The organism is Kocuria oceani (assembly GCF_029524215.1).
Classification (GTDB): Bacteria; Actinomycetota; Actinomycetes; order Actinomycetales; family Micrococcaceae; genus Kocuria; species Kocuria oceani.
Genome location: NZ_JARAMH010000013.1, coordinates 99,291 through 114,776, shown reverse-complemented (window position 1 = coordinate 114,776; position 15,486 = coordinate 99,291). Strand labels below are relative to the sequence as shown.

The following is a 15,486-nucleotide window of genomic DNA, read 5'->3' as shown; positions in this document are numbered from 1 at the left end:
CCAACCCGCCATGAACTCCAAGATCTACGCCACCGGCGGCGTCCTCGTCCCCTCCGAACACCACATCGGCGCCTTCCACGACTGGATCACCGAAAAAATCGGCGACGTCGTCCCGGTTACCAGCCCGCAGCGCCAGGAGAAGGTCCAATGAGCACCGACGACAATCGCACTGACCCGGTGTCCGCCGAGGATCCGGCGGCACAGCCCGCGACGGCACCCGTGGACGACACGACCCTGCTGCACGAGGCCGAGGCCGAGGAGGTCGCGATCCTCGACGAGCTGAAGGACGGTGTCGCCGAGCGGCGGAAGTCCTTCCGCGCCGGCCTGGAAGGGCTCGACCGGACGATCTTCGTGGTCACCGGAGCCCTCGTCGTCGCGTTCGTGCTGTGGGGCTTCCTCAACACGGAGAGCCTGTCCAACGCCTCGACGGTGGCGCTGGAATGGGTGCTGCACAGCACCGGATGGATCTTCGTGCTGCTGGCCTCCCTGTTCGTGGTCTTCGTCCTCTGGCTGGCGATCGGTCGCTTCGGCAACATCCCGCTGGGCCAGGACGGCGAGCGTCCCGAGTTCCGGACGGTCTCGTGGATCTCGATGATGTTCGCCTGCGGCATGGGCATCGGCCTGATGTTCTACGGCGTCGCCGAGCCGCTCTACCACTACATCTCCCCGCCGCCGGCCACGGCCGACGCGCAGACGGCCGAGGCGATCGAGGCCGCGATGGCCACGTCGCTGTTCCACTGGACGCTGCACCCGTGGGCTATGTACGCGGTGGTCGGCATCGCCATCGCCTACGGCACCTTCCGCCTGGGCCGCAAGAACCTGCTCTCCGAGGCCTTCGTCTCGATCTTCGGGCGCCGGGCCGTGGACGGCATCGGCGGGAAGATCATCAACATGCTCGCCATCTTCGCGACCGTCTTCGGGACCGCCGCGTCCCTTGGCCTGGGCGCCCTGCAGATCGGCAGCGGCCTGCAGTTCAACGGCGTCGTCGGCGAGGTGACCACCCCGATGCTGGTGGCCGTCATCGCGGTGCTGACGTTCTGCTTCGTGGCCTCGGCCGTCTCCGGCATCGCCCGGGGCATCCAGTTCCTCTCCAACACCAACATGGTGCTGGCCGTCATCATGGCGGTCATCATCTTCGCTGTGGGCCCCACCGTCTTCATCCTCAACCTCATTCCCTCGGCGATCGGCTCCTACGCGCAGATGCTGCCGGAGATGTCCGCCCGCACGGAGGCGGTGGGCGGCGAGGACATGCGCGCCTGGCTGTCGGGGTGGACCATCTTCTACTGGGCCTGGTGGGTGTCCTGGACTCCCTTCGTGGGCATGTTCGTCGCCCGGATCAGCCGAGGCAGGACCATCCGCCAGTTCGTGGTGGGGGTTCTCCTGGTGCCCTCGCTCGTGTCCCTGCTGTGGTTCGCCGTCTTCGGCGGCACGGCCATCGACATCCAGCGCCGGGCCGACGCCACGCCGGATCCCGCCGACGGCATCGCGACGGTCGTGGACGGGTCCCCGACCATCTCCTTCGACAGCGCGATCTACGACATGTTCACCGGGCTGGACCTGCCGCAGGCCGTCACCGTCGGACTTGCCGTACTGGCCATGGTGCTCACCGGGATCTTCTTCGTCACGGGCGCCGACTCGGCGTCCATCGTGACCGGCTCGCTCAGCTCCCGGGGCAGCCTGGAGCCCTCCCGCCCGGTCATCGTCTTCTGGGGCGTGCTCATGGGAGGCGTCGCCGCGGTGATGCTGCTGGCCGGCGGCGACGATCCCGCAGCCGCGTTGGGCGGCCTGCAGCGGATGACGATCGTCTCCGCCCTGCCGTTCGTGCTGGTGATGTTCCTGCTGTGCGTCGCCCTGGCCCGGGATCTGCGCCGGGATCCCATGTGGTTGCGCAAGCGCCTGTCCGAGTCCGTGATGAACCGTGCGGTGCGCCATGCCGTCGACGAGTACGGGCACCAGAAGTTCACCCTGGTCACCCGGGAGAGCACGGATCCGCACACGGCCCAGTTCCAGGCGGTGGACGCCACGGCCGCCGGTCAGCCGATCTACGCCCCGCAGAACGGGCAGAACGGGCACACCAGCCGGAGTCGGAAGAAGGAGAGCAACCCGTCCTGACCGAGCTGCCGGACCGGGGCACCGGACCGGCCCAGCACTTCCACGCACCACTCCGGCCGCCGAGACCGCTCGGCGGCCGGAGTCATGCCCGGAGCACGAAATCCGCTATTGGCTACCATGGAGTCATGTCCTCCTCCGATCCCAGACCCCTGATCGCGTCCGATGCCTCGAAGGAGCAGACCACGACCGACGGCGTGACCCCCGGCGGAGTCCAGTCCGTCGACCGCGCCATCACGGTGCTCGAGGTCCTCGCCCGCACCGGCGGCTCGACGGTGACCGAGGTGGCCGCGGAGCTGGGCGTGCACAAGTCCACGGCGTCCCGGCTGCTCGGCGCGCTGGAGCTCCGGGGCCTGGTGCACCACCCGAGCGACGGCAGCCGGTACGAGCTCGGCTTCGGCATCCTGCGGCTGGCCCACGCGATCCCCGGCCGTCTGAGCGTGGTCGCCGAGGCACGCGACGAGATCCGCCGCCTCGCGAGAACCCACTCCGAGACGGTCAACCTGGCGGTCCTGCGCGAGGGGCAAGCCGTCAACGTGGACCAGGAGATCGGGCCGTCCTCGCTCGGGACCCACGACTGGATCGGCAGCCTCACCCCCCTGCACGCCACGTCCAGCGGCAAGGTGCTGCTGGCCGGCCTGCCGTCCGACGAGCGAGCCCGTATCCTCCGCGCCCAGGGAATGCCCACGCTCACCGCCCGCACGATCACGTCGCGGAAGCAGCTGGAGCGGCAGCTGATCGATGTGGCCGCACGGGGCTACGCCACCGTGTGCGAGGAGTTCGAGATCGGGCTGAACGCGGTCGCCGTGCCGGTGCGCGACCATCTCGGCTCGGTCATCGCCTCGATCAGCGTCTCGGGTCCGGCCTTCCGGTTCACCGAGGAGAAGATGGCCGAGCTCGTCGAGGACCTCAAGCAGGCGGGCGAACGGGTCAGCAGGCGCATGGGATACGTCCCCGTCGACAACCCCGAGTAGGAGGGCCCGCGTCGCGGAGGATCGTGACGATCTGGCCGCGTTGTCCTGCATCACGCGTGGTGAGCGGCCCGCCCGTGCTTCCCCGGACGTCGTCGACGCCCGGGCCGCCGGCGGGCCGGAACCCGTCCACGGCGAGGAGGCCATGGCGTGGCTGCGGCTGCGCGACGGGGCCGCGCCTCGCACCGCGGAACCGCTGCGGGGATCCGGTGCCGAGCGGATCGCCCGGCACCGGATCCCCGTTCCGTCCACGTGGTCGACGAGTTCCCCATGACCCTCACCGGGACGGTCCGCGAGGTGGAGACGCGGGAGGCCCCGGTGCGGATGCTGGATCCGGAGGGCCGGCCCTGCCGCCGTCAGCGGGCCGCGGCGGGACCGCTCACCGGGTAGTCGAGCACCACGGCCCCGCCCGTGGCGTAGTTGGCCACGTCCGCGCCGACGGCGGCGCCCTCCGGCGAGGCCAGGGCCTCGCCCATGGCCTCGGCGTCCGCGAAGTCGGCCTCGAACACCGCGAAATACGGGGAGCCGCCGGTGGCGGCCTTGACGTCCACGCTGTAGCGCCAGTCCAGCAGCCCGGGCAGTTGCTGCACCAGGGGAAGGTGGGTGGACTCGTAGTAGCTCACGAATGCCGCCCGGTCCTCGGGCTCGGGGTAGAGAACGATCATCTTGTGCACGGGGAGGGCCTCTCGGGTCACGGGGTGGCTGCAGTGCCACCGCCTGACCAGTGACCCTAGGCCATCCCGGGCCGCGAGGGGTCGGTGCGCGCCGGTCGCCCGCCGGCTGCCGAGGGCGTTCCGAAGCCGCCGGTCGCCCGCCGGCTGCCCGCCGGCTGCCGAGGGCGTTCCGGAGCCGCCGGTCGCCTGCCGGTTGCCGAGGGCGTTCCGGGGCCCGCCGGTCTCGTCCCGGCCGCGTGGCCACCGGTCCCCCGCGCGTTTCCGGGCTCAGGCGCGGAACGGGGCGATCATCGCCCGGACCTGCCGGTGCTCCTCCGTCGCGGCGTGCGCCTCGGCCGCCGCGGGGGAGGGGAGGTCGTGGGCGGAGCCGAGGACCACCGTGCGGTCGGTGATGCCGTTGGGCGCGTCCGCCCCGGTCTCTACCGGCCCCAAGCCGTGCATGACGAGCGGGGAGCATGACGGTGGGCGGCGGGACGTCGGCGTCGGTCAGCGAGGTCGTCAGCCGCACGTCGCCCTGCCAGCCGTCGGCGTCGTGCAGCCGGGACGCGTCGGTGAGGTCCATGGCGACGGAGCGCACCGCGGACGAGCTCGCCCGGCACGGCTCCGAGCACCGCGATCCACGCCGGCCGGGACACCGACGGCAACGGCCCGCGCGGCGGCGGCGTTTCCTCGTTGCCGGACGCGCATCCGGCATGGGGGCGACGACGACGAGGTCAGGCTCTGGGCGGTGTCGGGGCGGATCGGTACGCTCGGGGTCACGGCCCCGGCCCGGGCCCCTCGAGTGGGCGGGAGAACGACCATGGACCTGAACGACGCACGGATCCTCGTGGTGGGCGCGACCGGCGTCCTGGGACAGCGGCTGTGCGAGCGGCTGGGCGAGCACACCGGCAATCTCGTGGTGACGGGCCGCTCGGCCGCGGACGCGGAGCAGCTGCGCGCCCGGCTGGGGGCACGCGCCGCGCACGCCCTGGACCTCGTGGACCACGACGAGGCCGCCGCGGTGGTGCGCACGGCGGCGGAGGAGCTCGGCGGGTTCGACGCCGTGGTGATCGCGACGGGCGTCGCCGCGTTCGGCCCCGCTGCCGAGGAGGACGAGGCGGTCGTGGAGGAGCTGTTCGAGGTCAACGCCCTCGGTCCGATGGCCGTGATCCGCGCCGCGCTGCCGCACCTCGTGGACGGCGGCGCGGTGGCGGTGCTCACCGGGGTGGTCGCGGAGCTGCCACTGGCCGGGATGGGCGCCTACGCCGCGAGCAAGGCAGCCATGGCCTCGTGGCTGGGCTCCCTCCGGCGGGAGCTGCGGCCCCGCCGGATCGCCGTGGTGGACGCCCGCCTGCCCCACATGGACACCGGGCTCGTGGACCGGGCGCTGGCCGGGCTCCCGCCCGCGCTGCCTCCCGGCCACAACATCGACGACGTCATCGCAGCCCTGGAGCGCGGCCTCGAGCGCGGGGCCCGCGAGGTCCGGATCGACTGACCCACCCGGACCACCCGCCCCGTCACCCCTCCCCAGCACTTCCTCCCCATCACCTCCTGCTCATCGCCCAGTCCCCACCCCTCGGTCGTCCATGCCCCCGCCACCGCCGAGTCCCCATCACTCGGCCGTCCATGCCTTCCACCGCCGACTCCCCCACCATCCCCAGGCCCCCACCGCCGAGTCCCCCACGTGGCGGCCCAGTCCCCCACCTCATGCCAATCCCCCCAGAACGATCGAGGGGAATTGGCGCCTCATGGGGACTCGGCGCGTCGAGCCCACAGGGCTGGGGGACTCGGCGCATGAGGGGCCGGGACGGGAGGGGGGGGCGGCGGCGCCAGGTCACAGGAGCAGGCGCGGCCAGTGCCTGGTGTCCCGCAGGAGCTGCCGGTCGTGGGTGGTCAGCACCACTGCGGCGGCCGTCGCCGCGAGCGCCTCGGTGAGCTCGTCCACCAGGGCCATCGAGAGGTGGTTCGTGGGCTCGTCCAGCAGCAGCAGGTGCGGCCGGGCGGCGAGCACCCGGGCGAGGTCCAGCCGCCGCCGCTGGCCGGCCGAGAGCTCGGCCGCCGGGCGCTGCCGGTCCCGGGCGTCGAGCAGCCCGAGCTCGGAGAGGGGCAGCACCTCGGCCTCGGCCAGCCGGCCGGCGAGCACGAGCCGGACCAGCTCCTGCTCGTACACCTCCTGGGCGGGACGGGGATCGGGCCGCGGGCCGTCCTGGGCGAACAGGCCGATGCGCAGCCCGGGGGCGGCCGCACGGGAGCCGGCGTCGGGAACCAGGCCGCCGGCGAGGACCTGCAGCAGGGTGGACTTGCCGGCCCCGTTGGGACCACGGACCACCAGCCGGTCCCCGGAGCCCAGCGCCACGTCCACGGGCCGGGGCAGCCGCCCCGCCACCGCGATGCCCTGCGCCCGCACCAGCTCGGCGCCGGGCAGGGCGGGCAGCTCGGGCACGGACAGCACCAGGGGTGGCTCGGGGACGTCCACCCGGTGCCGGTCGAGGTCCTCCTGCCGGCGGTGCACCGAGCGCACCAGGCCGGGGGCCCGGGTGGCGCGGGTGTGCTTGCCCGTGCCCTTCTCCGGCCGCCACCCGTCGACCAGCCGGGACCGGGCGCGGGCGAGGTCGTCGCTGAGCCGGGCGTGCTCGGCCAGCTGCTCCTGGTGCTCGCGCAGCCACCGGGACCGCTCGGCCGTGCGCCCCGCCCGCCAGCCGGCCAGTCCGCCGCCGTACCAGCGCGGGCGGCCGTCCCGGCTGGGGTCGAGGTCCAAAACGGTGTCCACCACCTGGCCCAGCAGCTTGCGGTCGTGGCTGACCAGGACCACGCCGCCGCGGAACTCGCGCAGCGCCGCGCCCAGGTGCGCCAGCCCCGCGGCGTCGAGGTGGTTGGTGGGCTCGTCGAGCAGCAGGAGGTCGTGGACGGTGCCCAGCAGGCAGGCCAGGCGCACGCGGTAGCGCTGGCCCACGGACAGGGTGGCGAGCACCCGGGAGCGGTCGGTCACCGCCCCCAGGGCCTGGAGGGCGAGGTCCACCCGCCGGTCGGCGTCCCAGGCGTCGAGGGCCTGGGCGTCCGTCAGGGCCCGGGCGTAGGCCTCGTCGGCGCCGGGGGCTCCGGCGGCCAGGGCGCGGGACGCGTCCTGCACCTCGGCCACCGCGGCGTGCTCGGCGGCGAGCTCGGAATCGAGCAGGTCGCCCACGGTGGCCTCGGCGGGCACGGGCAGCTCCTGGTCCACCACCGCCAGCGTCCCGGTGCGGCGCACCGTGCCGGCGTCCGGGGCGAGGGCGCCGGAGAGCACGCCGAGCAGGGAGGTCTTGCCGCGGCCGTTCTCCCCCACCACCCCCAGCCGGGTGGTGGGGGTGACGGTGAGGTCGAGCCCGTCGAGCACGAGCCGGGGGCCGCGGCGCAGGCGGACGCCCGCGGCGACCAGCTGGGCCTGCTCGCCCGCGGGCAGGGGAGGACGGTGGGCGGGGGTCGTGGACATGCTTCCTCCAGGCTGCGGAGCCGCGCGGCCGGACGGGCCGGGCTCCTCGGGACGGGACGGGTGGGCAGGAAGGGGACCCGCCGCGGCACGTGCGGCGGCGGGTGCGCGGGACCCGTCAGCGGAAGAAGTGGTGATGCATGGTGGAGCCAGGATAGACCCGGATCAGTTCCGCGGCGAGGCCGCCGACCCGTCGCGGAGCACCCCGGCCGTCAGCGCCGCGACGAGGGCGAAGACCGGCACCACCACGAGGGCGGCCCGCAGCCCCACGGCGTCGGAGAGCATCCCGATGGCCGGGGACAGGCTCAGGAAGCTGATCCGCATCAGCCAGCTGACCAGCGCCAGGCCCGTCCCGGTGCGCAGTCCCGGGATGTCGTCGGCGGCGTGGAAGGCGGCGGGCACGAGGGTCGCACAGCCGAAGCCGGCCACCGCGAAGCCGGCCACCGCCACGGCCGGGACGGGGGCGAGCACCACCAGGAGCAGGCCGAGCGCGCTGAGGGCGGCGCCGGCCCGGGCCACGGCGACCCGGCCCCAGCGGTCGGTCAGGGGGTCCCCGAGCACCCGGCCCACGAACTGGGCAGCCATCAGCGCCACCAGGCCCAGCCCGGCGGTGGCCAGCGGGGCGCCCAGCTCGGCGTTGAGGTAGACCGCCGACCAGTTCATCCCCGCGTCCTCCACCATGACCCCCGCCATCGCGATCAGGGCCACGGGCAGGAGGCTGACGACGACGATGCGCCCGGCCGACCGGTGCCCGGCCCCGGCCCGCCGCCGCTCCGGCGCGGTGCCCGCCGGGTCCCCGGGCTCCGGCACCGCAGGGTCGGCCACCGTGCGCAGGGCCGTGCCCTCGGCCGGGGTCAGCGCGGAGCGCAGCGCCACCAGGGCGACCACGCTCCACACGAGCCCGCTCACCGGGAGGTGCCACCCGAGCGGGACGCCGAGGGCGAGCGCCGCGGCGCCCATCAGCCCGCCGAGCACCGCGCCCAGGCTCCAGAGGGCGTGCAGGGAGTTGATGACCGAGCGGCCCCGGGCCCGCTGCACCTCCATCCCCTGGGCGTTCTGGGCGGTGTCCACGTGGGCGTCCAGCGCCCCGCCCAGGAACATGGCCGCGAGGAACACGACCACCCCGGCCTGCGTGCCGGCGCCCAGCCCGGCGCCGGCCCCGGCGGCGGCCAGGCACACGGCGAGCAGCACGGTGCCCAGCGCCGCGACGTGCCCGGAGCCGAAGCGGCGGATGGCCCGGGCCGGGAGAGCGCCCACCAGGATCGCCCCGAGCGGGAACGCCACCACGAGGAACCCGTACAGGGTGTTGGAGAGGCCGAACGCCTCCTTGACCTCCGGCAGGCGGGGCAGGAGGTTCGCGTAGAGGGCGCCGTTGGTGAGGAAGAAGGCGGACACCGCGATCCGGGCGCGCCGGACCCGTGCGGGGTCGAAGGTGGTGGTCTGCAGGGTCACGCCCTGAACTCTATGGGGTGCCCGCCCCGGTGCGGACGCCATCCGGCCGGAAAGCCTTCTACCGTGGACCCATGAGCACCCCACCCATCATCAGCGCCCGGGGGCTGAGCAAGAGCTTCCGCGGGCCCGGCGGCCGGATCGTCGACGCGGTGCGCGACCTGACCATGGACGTGGCGCCCGGAACGCTGACCGCGTTCCTCGGGCCCAACGGTGCGGGCAAGTCCACGTCCCTGCGCATGCTCACCACGCTGCTGCGGCCCACCGGCGGCACCGCCACCGTGTGCGGGTTCGACATCGCCCGGCAGCCGGCCGAGGTGCGCGCGCGCATCGGCTACATCGGGCAGAAGAACGGGGCCGGGCAGTACCAGCGGGTGGGCGACGAGCTGCTCAGCCAGGGCGCGCTCTACGGGCTGGGCCGGGCGGAGACGCGGCGCCGCGCGGACGAGCTCGTGGAGGCGCTCGGCCTCGGGGAGCTCGTGCGCCGGCCCACGATGAAGCTCTCCGGCGGCCAGCGCCGGCGCGTGGACATCGCCCTGGGCCTGATCCCCGGCCCCCAGCTCCTCTTCCTCGACGAGCCCACGACCGGGCTGGACCCGCAGTCCCGGGCGAACCTTTGGGAGCACATCCTCGAGCTGCGCCGGCGCTACGGATCGACCCTGTTCCTCACGACCCACTACCTGGACGAGGCGGACCAGTTCGCCGAGCGGGTCATGGTCGTGGACCGGGGCCGGATCATCGCCGACGACACCGCGTCCCGGCTCAAGAGCGACCTCGCCGGCGACCGGATCACCCTGACCGTGGACGCCGCCCCGGACGCGGCGGCGGCGGCGGTCCGGGCCGCGGCCCGCGCCGCCGGGGCCGCCGGGGCCGCCGCCGAGCCGGAGGCGGCCGCGACCGGGGAGGGCACGCGCGTCGTCGTCGCCGTCGAGCACGGCGAGCGCGTGCTGCCGGGCCTGCTGCGCGAACTCGACCGCAGCGGCCACCCGGCGCGGACCGCGGAGCTGGCCCGCCCGACCCTCGACGACGTCTTCCTGCGGCTCACCGGCCGGAGCCTGCGCGAGCAGGACCCGAGCCCGTCCGAGGCCGGCCCGGCCGCCGAGGCCCCGAGCGTGGGAGCGGCCCCGTGACCACCGTCCCGCCTCCTCGCAAGGCGCCCGGCGCCCAGGCCCGCCCGGCCGGTGTGCTGCACGACTCCGTCAGCGTCTTCGTGCGCGAGCTGCGCCCGGTGGTCCGCGACCCCTTCAGCCTGGTGTTCTCGCTCGTGCAGCCGCTGATGTTCCTGGCCCTCTTCGGCCCGCTCCTGGGCGGGATGACCGGGCTGCCCCTCGACCAGGCGTTCCAGTGGTTCGTGCCGGGCATCGTGGTGATGATCGCGCTGTTCGGCACCGCCATGACCGGGTCGAACCTGCTGTTCGAGATCCAGTCCGGGGCGCACGAGCGGATGCTGGTGGCCCCGGTGTCCCGCTCGTCCCTCATGGTGGGGCGGGCGTGCAAGGAGATGGTGCCGCTGGTCCTGCAGGCCCTGGTGCTCTCCGGGGTGGCCGCGCTCGCCGGCTTCCGCCCGTCCCCGCCCGGCATGGTGGTGGGCCTGGCGATCCTCGCGGTCTTCGGGGTGGGGCTGGGCGCGCTGAGCTACGCCCTGGCCATCGTCTCGCGGAACCGGGACTGGATGTTCTGGACCGTGCAGCAGGGACTGCTGTTCCCGCTCATGCTGCTCTCCGGGATGCTCCTGCCCCTCGAGGCCGGCCCGCGCTGGATGCAGGCGCTCTCCCGGTTCAACCCCCTCACCTACATGGTCGACGCCGAGCGGGCCCTGTTCAACGGCCGGTTCGGCGACCCCTCCGTCGCGGCCGGCGCGCTCGCGGCGGCCGCACTGGCCGCCCTGGGGCTGGCCGTGGGGATCCGCGCGATGCGCCACAGCGTCTGAGACCCGGCGTCCGCACGCCGGGGCGCTCCCCCGGCGCCGCTCACAGCCACTTCTTCCACTTGAACACCCCGTAGAGCACCAGGCCCATGCCGAGCATGGCCAGCAGCGCGAACGGATAGCCCAGCGGCCACGCGAGCTCCGGCATGTGCTCGAAGTTCATGCCGTACACCGTGCCCACCAGGGTGGGGGCGAAGAGGATGGCCGCCCAGGAGGAGATCCGCTTGACCTCCTCGCTCTGCGCCAGGGCGGACTCGGTGAGCCGCTGCATCTCGTCGTTCTGCCGCTGGCCCACGAGGGTGGCGTGCACCGTGAGGGCGTTCTGCAGCAGCGCCCGGAACGAGTCGGCGCGGTCCGCGGCGCGGATGGCGTGGTCCTGCACGTCCCGCAGCCGGGTCTGCAGCTCCGCGTCCAGGCCGTACTTCTCGGAGCCGCGCTGCAGGGCGTCGAGCATGTGCACCAGCGGGTGCACGGCGCGCTGGAACTCGATCACCTCGCGGGAGAGCTCGTAGATGCGGCGGGAGACGTCCTGGTCCGCGGCGAAGATCTCGTCCTCGATCTCGTCGATGTCGTTCTCCAGCCCCGCGAGGACGGGCAGGTAGCGGTCGACCACCTCGTCGAGGATCCCGTACAGCACCGCCTGCGGGCCCATCCGCAGCAGCTCCGGCGAGGTCTCCAGCCGGTGGCGCACCGCGGCCAGGTCGGGGGACTCGGCGTGCCGGACGGTGACCACGAAGTCGGCGCCCACGAAGACGTGCAGCTCCCCGAACTCGACCTTCTCCACGTCGTCCAGGTACCGGGCCGGGCGCAGCACCACGAAGAGGGTGTCCCCGAAGCGCTCCAGCTTGGCGCGCTGGTGGCCCTTGAGGGCGTCCTCGACGGCGAGGGGGTGCAGGCCGAACTCCTGGGCCACGGACTGCACCTCGGCGGTCCCGGGGCGGTAGAGTCCGATCCACGCCATGCCGCCGCGGGCGCGCAGGGCCGCGTAGGTCTCGTCGAGGTCGCGCGGGCTGGAGGTCCGCACCCCGCTCACGTACACCGCGTTGTCCACCAGCGTCACCGCGCACCACCTTCCGTCCGTCCCGGGTCCCGCCCCATCATGGCAGGACCCGGCGTCAGCCCTTCACCGCGCCGCCGGTCAGCCCGGAGACGATGTAGCGCTGCAGGAACAGGAACAGCACGACCACCGGGATCGCCGCCAGGATCGCCCCGGCGGTGAACACGCCCCAGTTCTCCCCGAACTGCACGGAGACGAACTGGTAGAGCCCCACGGCCAGCGTGTACTTCTCCGGGTCCTGCAGCACGATCTGGGCGAGCAGGAAGTCCGAGAAGGACGCGATGAAGGACAGCATCCCGACCACCACGAGGATGGGGGTGACCAGCGGCAGGATCATGGTCCAGTAGATCTGGGCGTGGGAGGCGCCGTCGAGCTCCGCAGCCTCGTCCAGGTCCTTGGGGATCGTGTTGAAGAAGCCGTACATGAGGAACGTGTTGGCCCCCAGCGCCCCGCCCAGGTAGACGGCCACCAGGCCCAGCCGGGAGTTCAGGCCCAGGACCGGGTAGACCTCGGAGATCGCGAACAGCAGCAGGAAGATCGCCACGAACGCCAGCAGCTGCGGGAACATCTGGATCACCAGCAGGGCCAGCAGCCCGCCCCGGCGGGAGCGGAAGCGGAAGCGGGAGAACGCGTAGGCCGCGGCCGCGCCCATCAGCACCGTGCCCGCGGCCGTGCTGACCGAGACGAACAGCGAGTTGCCGAACCAGGTCAGGTAGGGGTTCTGCGGGTCGCTGAGCAGGTCGGCGTAGTTGGCCCCCGTGAGGTCCGAGAACAGCTGGTTGGACCCCAGCAGGGACCCCGAGGCGGACAGCGACGCGGAGAAGGCGTAGACCAGCGGGAAGAGGGCGAAGACGCACGCGGCGATGGCGGCCAGGTGCTTCCACCCGCCGCGGGCGAAGCGCCGGCCCGCCGAGGGCCGCCGGCGCGGGGACGTGGTGGGAGTCGTGGGGGTGGACATGTCAGCTGATCTCCTCGAGAGCCTTGCTGCGGCGGAACGTCAGCGCGGAGACGACGGCCACCATGATGAAGATGAGGATGGACAGGGCCGAGGCCAGACCGTAGTCGTTGGTGCCGCCGGCGAACGCGATCTTGTAGACGAACGAGATGAGGATGTCCGTGGCGCCCACCCCGGTGGTGGACTCCAGGTCCTGCGGGCCGCCGCCGGTGAGCAGGTAGACCACGTTGAAGTTGTTGAAGTTCATGGCGAAGGACGCGATGAGCAGCGGGCCCACGGCCACCATGAGCATCGGCAGGGTGATCGAGCCGAACTGGCGCACCGGGCCGGCCCCGTCCATCTCGGCCGACTCGTAGAGCTCCCCGGGGATGGCCTGCAGGGCCCCGGTGGTCACGAGGAACATGTACGGGAAGCCCAGCCAGAGGTTGACCAGCAGCAGCGAGAGCTTGGCCAGCCAGGGGTTCTCCAGCCAGGGCACCCCCGTCCCGCCCAGCAGGACCTCGTTGACGAAGCCGAAGTCCGTGTTGAGCAGGCCCGCCCAGATGAGGATGGACAGGAACGCGGGGAAGGCGTAGGGCAGGAAGACGACGGCGCGGTAGACGTTGCGGAACCTCAGCCTCTCGTCGTTGAACAGGATCGCCAGCAGCAGGCCCAGGAAGAAAGTCAGCGCCACCGACAGGACGGCGAAGGCGAAGGTCCACAGGGTCACGGCGACGAACGGTCCGCCCAGGACGGCCGGGTCGAAGATCGCCCCGAAGTTGTCCAGGCCCACGAACACCCGCCAGCCGGGGCGCAGGACCTCGCCGTCGGGGCCGGCGAACGCGCCCTCGCCGTTGTCGGCGTAGACGGTGCCGTCCGCGGCGACCATCGCGTCGGCGGCCTCGTCGTAGGCGAGCGTGGGCTCGTAGGCGTAGGCGGTGCGGCCGTCGTCGGTGCGCAGCGCACCGTCCTCGGCCTGCCCGCTCACCGGGACCCGCAGCTCCCCGAGCTCGTCCTGGGCGCCGACGACCTCCGCGTAGGAGAGGACCTCGTAGCCGGGCGCCTCGACGACGCGCCCCTCCGTGACCGCGGCCCCCTCGAGCGGGGCCAGCGGCCGGTCCGCAGCACCCACGAGCACCCGGTCGTCCTGCACGGCGGCCAGCGCCAGCCCGTCCGGGCCCTCGAGCACCGTGACGGCGTACGCCTCGGAGCCCTCGACCCGCTGCTCGTACGTGGTGGTGAGCTGGGTGATCGCCGCGTCCTTGGTGGCGTTGTGCCCGTCCCCGTAGTTCGTGAACGCCGTGGCGGCGGTGTAGACCAGCACGAAGACCTGGAAGACCAGCAGGAAGGCCAGGCCGGGGAACAGGTACTTGGCGGGCAGCAGCCTGCGGGCCGGCAGGAAGTACACGAGGTCGGCGGCGAGGAGGGCCGCGGCGAGGAACACCAGGATGCCCCAGCTGCCGACGGCCCAGGCCGCCAGGATGCCGAAGAGGCCGAAGGCGTTGATCAGCGCCATCAGGACCAGCTTGACCACGAAGCCCGGGCCGAACCCCCGGGAGTGGGCGTGCCGGCGCTCGCGGGGGGCACCGGGCGCGGTGTCCCCGTCGGCCGTCCCGGAGGTGGCCGTCCCGTCCCGGGTGGTGGTGCTCGTGCTCATGAGATCTGTCCTTCGATGTTGTCGATCATGCGGTCCCACAGCTCCACGGGATCCCCGCGGCCGTCCACGACGGCGTTCTCGGTGGTGCCCCAGAAGCTCCACACGGCGCCCATCTCGGGAATGGCCGGCATGGGCAGGCCCGACTCGGCGATCCGCGCGTAGGCCGAGCGCAGCGGATCACCCTGCATCCGGTCCACGGCCACCTGGCTGGCCGGCGGCCGTCCCGTGCTCTCGTACAGGGCCGTCTGGGCCTCGGGGCGGGTGAGGTAGTTGGCGGCGAAGTCCTGGGCGGCGACCGGGTTGGCGGCGTGGGCGTTGACGAAGAACGCCTGGACGCCCACGAACGGGCGGGACTGCTCGTCCCCGGCCGGGGGCACGGGCAGGACGCTCACGTCCATCCCGGCGGCCTCGACGTCGGTCAGCTCCCACGGCCCGCCCAGATGGAAGGCGGACTCCCCGGTGAGGAAGGACTCCTTGGCGATGTCCGGGCTCATGGACGTGCGCAGGTCCCCGCTCCGCCCGAGGTCCTGCAGGTAGCGGGCGAAGGCGTGCCCGTCCGGGCCGCCCATGGTGAGGGTGCCGGTGTACTCCCCCTCCTCGGTGCGCTCGAACACCTCGGCGCCGAAGGAGGTCTGCAGGGCGTACAGGTGGTAGGGATCCCCGGCCTCCGCGGACTGGCTGACCGTGAACGGGTACTCGATGCCCTGCTCGTCCATGAGCCGGTGGCCGACGGCCCGCAGCTCGTCGAAGCTCGCCGGGTCCTCGGTGGTGAGCTCGTTGTTGCGCAGCAGGGCCACGTTCTCGATCGCGTAGGGCACCCCGTAGCTGACGCCGTCGTAGACCACGGCGTCGCGGGCGTTCGCCGAGAAGTCCGCGGCGCGCTCGCCCAGCTCCACCGGGACCACCACGCCGTTGGAGGCCAGCTGGCCGAGGTTGTCGTGCGGGGAGACGATGATGTCCGGGGCCTGCCCCGTGGGCGCCTGGGAGATGAAGTTGGAGATCGCCTGCGCGTTGACCTCCCGCTGGACGAACTCCACCTCCACCCCGGAGTCCGCGGTGAAGTCCGCGGCGATCTCGCGCAGGGCCGGGATCTCGTCGTCGCCGGCCTGGATCCTGATGCTGCCGGGCCCGCCGGCCAGACCGGCGACTCCGGCCGTGGGCGCGGAGGAGCACCCTGCGAGCAGGAGCACGGCCGCGGCCGCGACGGCCGTCCGGGGGATGCGTTTCATGGTGGGGGTTCCTCGGGGTCGGGCGCGATCGGGG

At 73.2% G+C, this 15,486-nt stretch carries 13 protein-coding genes; 5 read left to right on the top strand and 8 right to left on the bottom strand.

What is annotated here, in order from left to right; all coding sequences use genetic code 11:
• Positions 1-147: 147 nt before the first annotated feature.
• Together PU704_RS14360 and PU704_RS14355 are read left to right on the top strand one after the other, a co-directional pair.
• A complete protein-coding gene (locus PU704_RS14360; RefSeq protein ID WP_277551800.1) occupies positions 148-2,112 on the top strand; it encodes a BCCT family transporter in 1,965 nt (654 codons plus the stop codon).
• Between the two features lie 125 nt (positions 2,113-2,237).
• Positions 2,238-3,083, top strand: a complete 846-nt coding sequence (locus PU704_RS14355) for an IclR family transcriptional regulator (RefSeq protein WP_082157588.1) — start codon at positions 2,238-2,240, stop codon at positions 3,081-3,083.
• Between the two features lie 353 nt (positions 3,084-3,436).
• Here PU704_RS14355 and PU704_RS14350 read toward each other — a convergent pair whose 3' ends face one another.
• Together PU704_RS14350 and PU704_RS14345 are read right to left on the bottom strand one after the other, a co-directional pair.
• Positions 3,437-3,775 (bottom strand): EthD family reductase, encoded by a 339-nt coding sequence (locus PU704_RS14350; RefSeq protein WP_277551799.1) that lies wholly within the window; start codon positions 3,773-3,775, stop codon positions 3,437-3,439.
• 246 nt (positions 3,776-4,021) lie between these two features.
• Positions 4,022-4,195 (bottom strand): hypothetical protein, encoded by a 174-nt coding sequence (locus PU704_RS14345; RefSeq protein ID WP_277551798.1) that lies wholly within the window; start codon positions 4,193-4,195, stop codon positions 4,022-4,024.
• 358 nt (positions 4,196-4,553) lie between these two features.
• Here PU704_RS14345 and PU704_RS14340 point away from each other — a divergent pair, with 358 nt between their 5' ends.
• Positions 4,554-5,228: an SDR family NAD(P)-dependent oxidoreductase gene (locus PU704_RS14340; protein WP_075873112.1), complete on the top strand. Its 675-nt coding sequence runs from the start codon at positions 4,554-4,556 to the stop codon at positions 5,226-5,228.
• 339 nt (positions 5,229-5,567) lie between these two features.
• Here PU704_RS14340 and PU704_RS14335 read toward each other — a convergent pair whose 3' ends face one another.
• Positions 5,568-7,202 (bottom strand): ATP-binding cassette domain-containing protein, encoded by a 1,635-nt coding sequence (locus tag PU704_RS14335; protein ID WP_277551797.1) that lies wholly within the window; start codon positions 7,200-7,202, stop codon positions 5,568-5,570.
• A gap of 162 nt (positions 7,203-7,364) precedes the next feature.
• A complete protein-coding gene (locus PU704_RS14330; RefSeq protein ID WP_277551796.1) occupies positions 7,365-8,651 on the bottom strand; it encodes an MFS transporter in 1,287 nt (428 codons plus the stop codon).
• Positions 8,652-8,722: 71 nt separating this feature from the next.
• Here PU704_RS14330 and PU704_RS14325 point away from each other — a divergent pair, with 71 nt between their 5' ends.
• Positions 8,723-9,778: an ABC transporter ATP-binding protein gene (locus PU704_RS14325; RefSeq protein ID WP_277551795.1), complete on the top strand. Its 1,056-nt coding sequence runs from the start codon at positions 8,723-8,725 to the stop codon at positions 9,776-9,778.
• On the top strand, positions 9,775-10,578 hold the full coding sequence (locus PU704_RS14320; RefSeq protein ID WP_075871512.1) for an ABC transporter permease: 804 nt from the start codon (positions 9,775-9,777) through the stop codon (positions 10,576-10,578). Before PU704_RS14325 ends, PU704_RS14320 begins: the two co-directional genes overlap by 4 nt.
• A gap of 40 nt (positions 10,579-10,618) precedes the next feature.
• Here PU704_RS14320 and PU704_RS14315 read toward each other — a convergent pair whose 3' ends face one another.
• The 4 genes from PU704_RS14315 to PU704_RS14300 are packed head-to-tail and all read right to left on the bottom strand — an operon-like array spanning position 10,619 to position 15,452.
• Entirely contained in the window at positions 10,619-11,635 is a 1,017-nt protein-coding gene (locus tag PU704_RS14315) for a magnesium and cobalt transport protein CorA (RefSeq protein WP_047803562.1), read from the bottom strand.
• A gap of 55 nt (positions 11,636-11,690) precedes the next feature.
• Positions 11,691-12,590 (bottom strand): sugar ABC transporter permease, encoded by a 900-nt coding sequence (locus PU704_RS14310; RefSeq protein WP_075871511.1) that lies wholly within the window; start codon positions 12,588-12,590, stop codon positions 11,691-11,693.
• A 1-nt stretch (position 12,591) separates the two neighbouring features.
• Complete coding sequence (locus PU704_RS14305) at positions 12,592-14,223, bottom strand: ABC transporter permease subunit (protein WP_277551794.1); 1,632 nt, start codon at positions 14,221-14,223, stop codon at positions 12,592-12,594.
• Entirely contained in the window at positions 14,220-15,452 is a 1,233-nt protein-coding gene (locus tag PU704_RS14300; RefSeq protein WP_047803565.1) for a sugar ABC transporter substrate-binding protein, read from the bottom strand. The genes PU704_RS14305 and PU704_RS14300 overlap by 4 nt, the downstream gene beginning before the upstream one ends.
• Positions 15,453-15,486: the final 34 nt, after the last annotated feature.